Annotated in this window: 6 protein-coding genes; all 6 read left to right on the forward strand. The window is 63.5% G+C overall.

Features of this window, described 5'->3' with window-relative positions:
• Nucleotides 1-873, forward strand: an 873-nt coding sequence (locus VMS96_13435; GenBank protein HVP44430.1) for an FtsX-like permease family protein, incomplete at its 5' end; no start/stop codon positions are given.
• Nucleotides 874-1,029: 156 nt separating this feature from the next.
• Complete coding sequence (rplM, locus tag VMS96_13440; GenBank protein ID HVP44431.1) at nucleotides 1,030-1,473, forward strand: 50S ribosomal protein L13; 444 nt, start codon at nucleotides 1,030-1,032, stop codon at nucleotides 1,471-1,473.
• A gap of 36 nt (nucleotides 1,474-1,509) precedes the next feature.
• A complete protein-coding gene (gene rpsI / locus VMS96_13445; GenBank protein HVP44432.1) occupies nucleotides 1,510-1,905 on the forward strand; it encodes a 30S ribosomal protein S9 in 396 nt (131 codons plus the stop codon).
• A 101-nt stretch (nucleotides 1,906-2,006) separates the two neighbouring features.
• Nucleotides 2,007-2,894, forward strand: a complete 888-nt coding sequence (gene rpsB, locus VMS96_13450; protein ID HVP44433.1) for a 30S ribosomal protein S2 — start codon at nucleotides 2,007-2,009, stop codon at nucleotides 2,892-2,894.
• 89 nt (nucleotides 2,895-2,983) lie between these two features.
• Nucleotides 2,984-3,640 (forward strand): translation elongation factor Ts, encoded by a 657-nt coding sequence (gene tsf / locus VMS96_13455; GenBank protein ID HVP44434.1) that lies wholly within the window; start codon nucleotides 2,984-2,986, stop codon nucleotides 3,638-3,640.
• Between the two features lie 117 nt (nucleotides 3,641-3,757).
• The coding region (gene pyrH, locus VMS96_13460) for a UMP kinase (protein HVP44435.1) at nucleotides 3,758-4,413 on the forward strand (656 nt) is incomplete at its 3' end.

Consider the following 4,413-nt stretch of genomic DNA (forward strand, 5'->3'; position numbering starts at 1 on the left):
GCCGGAGTCCTGCAAAAGATCGAGCACGTGGAAGTGGTCTCGCCGGTCATCACCCAACTGAGCACGGCCGGCACCCTGGAGGTCATCTACGGCATCGACCTGGATTCCTTCCAGATGCTGGGCGGGCCCTTTCATTACCTCTCGGGCGGGCCCTTCACCGGGCCGGACAGCATCCTCGTGGACGACTTTTTCGCGCAATCCAAGAAGGTGAAGGTAGGCCAGAAGATCGAGGTGCTGAACCACGAATTCACGGTGTGCGGCATCGTGGAGCACGGCAAAGGGGCGCGCAAGTTCCTGCCCCTGCGCTCGCTGCAGGAGCTGGTCGGCGCCCAGGGCAAGGCGTCGATCTTCTACGTCAAGCTGGACGACGCCCGCAACGCCGACAGCGTGGCCGCCGCCATCCGCCAGGTGCCGGGGATGGAAAAGTACGTCGTGCGTTCCATGCGCGAATACCTCTCCCTGATGACCATGGGCAATCTGCCCGGGCTCTCCATCTTCATCGACGTGGTGATCGGCGTGGCGGTGGTGATCGGCTTCATCGTCATCTTCCAGGCGATGTACACGGCGGTGATGGAGCGGACGCGCGAGATCGGCATCCTGAAGTCGCTGGGAGCGTCGAAGCTTTACATCGTGAACGTGATCCTGCGCGAGACCCTGCTGCTGGCGGTGGCCGGGATCGTGCTGGGCATAGCCTGCAGCTATGCGGCGCGGGCGGGGATTGTGCGCCACTTCCCCACCCTGCGGGTGGCCGTCCCCCAGCACTGGCTGATGCGTGCGGCCCTGATCGCCCTCGGTGGAGCGGTGCTGGGCGCCATCTATCCGGCCTTCAAGGCGGCGCAGAAGGACCCCATCGACGCGCTGGCGTACGAATAGCCGCCAGGATGCAGTTCCTGCGTTGACAGTGCGCGCTCGGCTCCGGTATCCTTAAGACTTTGCTGCTCCGTGGGTTACCCGTCTTGGGGCCTTGCCGTTCGTGCGGGGTCGTTCCAGCGGTCTTCGGAAGCGTCTTTAAATCTGGGAGAGTCTTTGATGTCAACCTATTTCCCCAAAGAGGGGGAAATTGCGCGCAAGTGGTATGTCGTGGATGCGGACGGGCAGACGCTCGGCCGCCTGGCGACGCGCGTTGCAAGCATCCTCGCGGGCAAAGAAAGCACCAAATACACCCCCTTCATCGATGCCGGGGACCATGTGGTGGTGATCAACGCCGCCAAGGTGCGCCTGACCGGCATGAAGGCTGAGAACAAGGTTTATCACCACTACACCGGGTTCCCCGGCGGGTTGCGGACCGAGGAGTACAAGAAGCGCTTTGCGCGCAAGCCGGAGACCGTGGTGGAGGACGCCATCGTCGGTATGTTGCCGCATACCAAGCTGGGGCGCGCCATGGCCAAGAAGCTGAAAGTCTATCGCGACAACAAGCATCCGCACGCGGCGCAGAAGCCAGAAGCGCTCGCCCTCGAGGGCAAGCGGGCATAGAGATGGTGAATCCAGGAAAGGTTCAGTAGCAGGCAAATGGCAGAACAGGTTCAGTACTACGGGACGGGACGGCGGAAATCGAGCGTGGCTCGGGTGTATCTGCGTCCCGGTGACGGCCAGTTCACGGTGAATGGCCGCGCCTTCAACGAATATTTCGTCACCGACGCCCAGCGCAGCCAGGCTAAGCAGCCCCTGGTGCTGAGCGAGACCGCGGGCACCTTCAACGTGGTGGCCAACGTCTCCGGCGGGGGCGTGAACGGCCAGGCCGGCGCGCTGAAGCTGGGGGTGGCACGGGCCCTGCTCGTGTTCAACGCTGAGCTGCGCAAGAAGCTGAAGGCCGAGGGCTTCCTCTCCCGCGACTCGCGCGCCAAGGAGCGCAAGAAGTACGGGCAGAAGGGCGCTCGCAAGCGCTTCCAGTTCAGCAAGCGGTAACCGCGGTTTCACATCTTCCCGCACCCGGTTGGGAGCGGGTACGGGACTAATCCGGAAGGGTTTTGGACCCAGGCCGGATGCAATCCGAATAAGGAGGTTGATTGGCGAACATCACCATGAAGGAGCTGCTCGAAGCGGGCGTCCACTTCGGGCACCAGACCAAGCGCTGGAACCCCAAGATGAAGGAGTTCATCTTCGGGGAGCGCAACGGGATCTACATCATCGATCTTCAGAAGACGCTGAAGATGTTCAAGGACGCGAGCAAGTACGTCCAGGACCTGGCGGCCGCGGGCAAGACCGTGCTCTTCGTGGGCACCAAGCGCCAGGCGCAGGACGCCATCGCCGAAGAGGCCACGCGCTGCGGCATGTTCTACATCAACCAGCGCTGGCTGGGCGGGCTGCTGACCAACTGGGTCACGGTGCAGAAGTCGGTGAAGCGGCTCAAGGAACTCGACGACATGGCCACCGACGGCCGCTACGAGCTGCTGCCCAAGAAGGAAGTCATCAAGCTGGAGCGCGAGCGCAAGCACCTGCAGGCCAACCTGGCCGGCATCAAGAACATGAACCGGCTGCCGGACGCGGTCTTCGTCATCGACTCCAACAAGGAGCAGATCGCGGTGCGCGAGGCGCGCAAGCTGGGCATCCCGGTGGTCGCGGTGGTCGACACGAATTGCGATCCCAGCGAAGTGGATTACGTGATCCCCGGCAACGACGACGCGCTGCGCGCCATCCGGCTGTTCGCCAGCAAGGTCGCCGAGTCGATCGTGGAAGGCGCCCAGGCCGCCACCGACAAGCAGGGGGCCGAGATCGCCGAGGCTGCCGCTGCGGCGCAGCCGGCCCAGGCCCCGGCCGCGGAGGGAGAGGCCGCTGCCGCCGAGGGCGGCGAGGATGTCAACATGGCCGAGGTGCTGGGCGGCAACGTCCGCAAGAGTCCGGCCGCTGCTGCGGAGGCCGAGGAACCCGAAGCCCGGCACGCAGAAACTCACTGATCGGCGCCGTATCGAAGTTTCGACCCGCGCCTGGCAAGCCGGCGCGGGTCATTTCATGTAAGGGAATCCAGGAAGGGACGTAGGCAATCATGGGTACGACAGCTATGAATATCTCGGCGACACAAGTGAAGGAGCTCCGCGACAAGACCGGCGCTCCCATGATGGACTGCAAGCAGGCCCTGCAGGCCACGAACGGCAACGTGGAAGAGGCCATCGTGTGGCTCCGCAAGAAAGGCATGGCAACGGCCCACAAGAAGGCGTCGCGCGCCACCAGTGAAGGCTCGGTGGCCAACTACATCCACGCCGGGGGCAAGATCGGCGTGCTGGTCGAGGTCAACTGCGAGAGCGACTTCGTGGCCCGCACCGAGGACTTCCAGTCGCTGCTGCACGACATCGCCATGCACATCGCGGCCAGCGACCCGAAGTACATCCGCAAGGAGGACGTCACGCCCGAGGATTACGAGCGGGAGAAGGACATCTACCGCTCGCAGGCGGCGAGCACGGGCAAGCCCCCGGCGGTGGTGGAGAAGATCGTCGAGGGCAAGATGAGCAAGTTCTACGAGGAGGTCTGCCTGTACGAGCAGCCCTTCATCAAGGAACAAACCATCTCGGTGGCGCAGCTCATCGCCAGCAAGATCGGCAAGCTGGGCGAGAACATCTCGGTGCGGCGCTTCGCCCGCTTCAAGGTGGGCGAGAGCAGCTGGACCGTGGCTGCCAGCAAGCAAGTCGAAGAAAAGGCCGAGTAAGTTCGGCCCCATCGAGGCGGTAGGAGGTAGCAGGTAGCTGGTAGGAGCCGAATCCTACCGCCGACTTGCTACCACCTACCGCCTCTTTCCCTTTGCGGCGGGTTTATACTGCTCAAGATGGCCCTGGCATTCAAACGCATCCTGCTGAAGCTGTCGGGCGAGGCGCTGGCCGGCGACAAGGGCTTCGGCATCGACTCCATCCGCATCGCTGAGATCGCCGCCGAACTGAAAGAAGTGCGCGACCTGGGCGTGGAGATCGCCATCGTGGTGGGCGGCGGCAACTTCTTCCGCGGAGTGGCTGAGCAGGCCAAAGAAATGAACCGCGTCTCCGCCGACCAGATGGGCATGCTGGCGACCGTCATCAACGCCTTAGCGCTCCAGGATGCGCTGGAAAAGGCGGGCGCCTACACCCGGGTGCAGTCGGCCATCGAGATGAACGAGATCTGCGAGCCGTTCATCGGCCGCCGCGCCCTGCGCCACCTGGAGAAGGGGCGCATCGTCATCTTCGCCGCCGGCACCGGCAATCCCTACTTCTCCACCGACTCGGCCGCCGCCCTGCGCGCCAACGAGATCAAGGCCGACGTGATCATGAAGGCCACCAAGGTCGAAGGCATCTACGACGCCGACCCCGTCCGGGTGAAGGACGCCAAGATGTTCGACCACATCTCTTACATGGATGTGGTGAAGAAGGGCCTGAAAGTCATGGATCTGACCGCCATCACCATGGCGCAGGAGAACAACATCCCCATCGTCATCTTCAACTTGAACAAGCG

The organism is Terriglobales bacterium, assembly GCA_035543055.1.
Lineage (GTDB): Bacteria > Acidobacteriota > Terriglobia > Terriglobales > Acidobacteriaceae > JAIQFD01.

Excerpts from the sequence above, each read along its gene's own strand:
- rpsI (HVP44432.1), top strand. The coding sequence starts at position 1,510 with ATGGCAGAACAGGTTCAGTACTACGGGACGGGACGGCGGAAATCGAGC.
- tsf (HVP44434.1), top strand. The coding sequence starts at position 2,984 with ATGGGTACGACAGCTATGAATATCTCGGCGACACAAGTGAAGGAGCTC.
- rplM (HVP44431.1), top strand. The coding sequence starts at position 1,030 with ATGTCAACCTATTTCCCCAAAGAGGGGGAAATTGCGCGCAAGTGGTAT.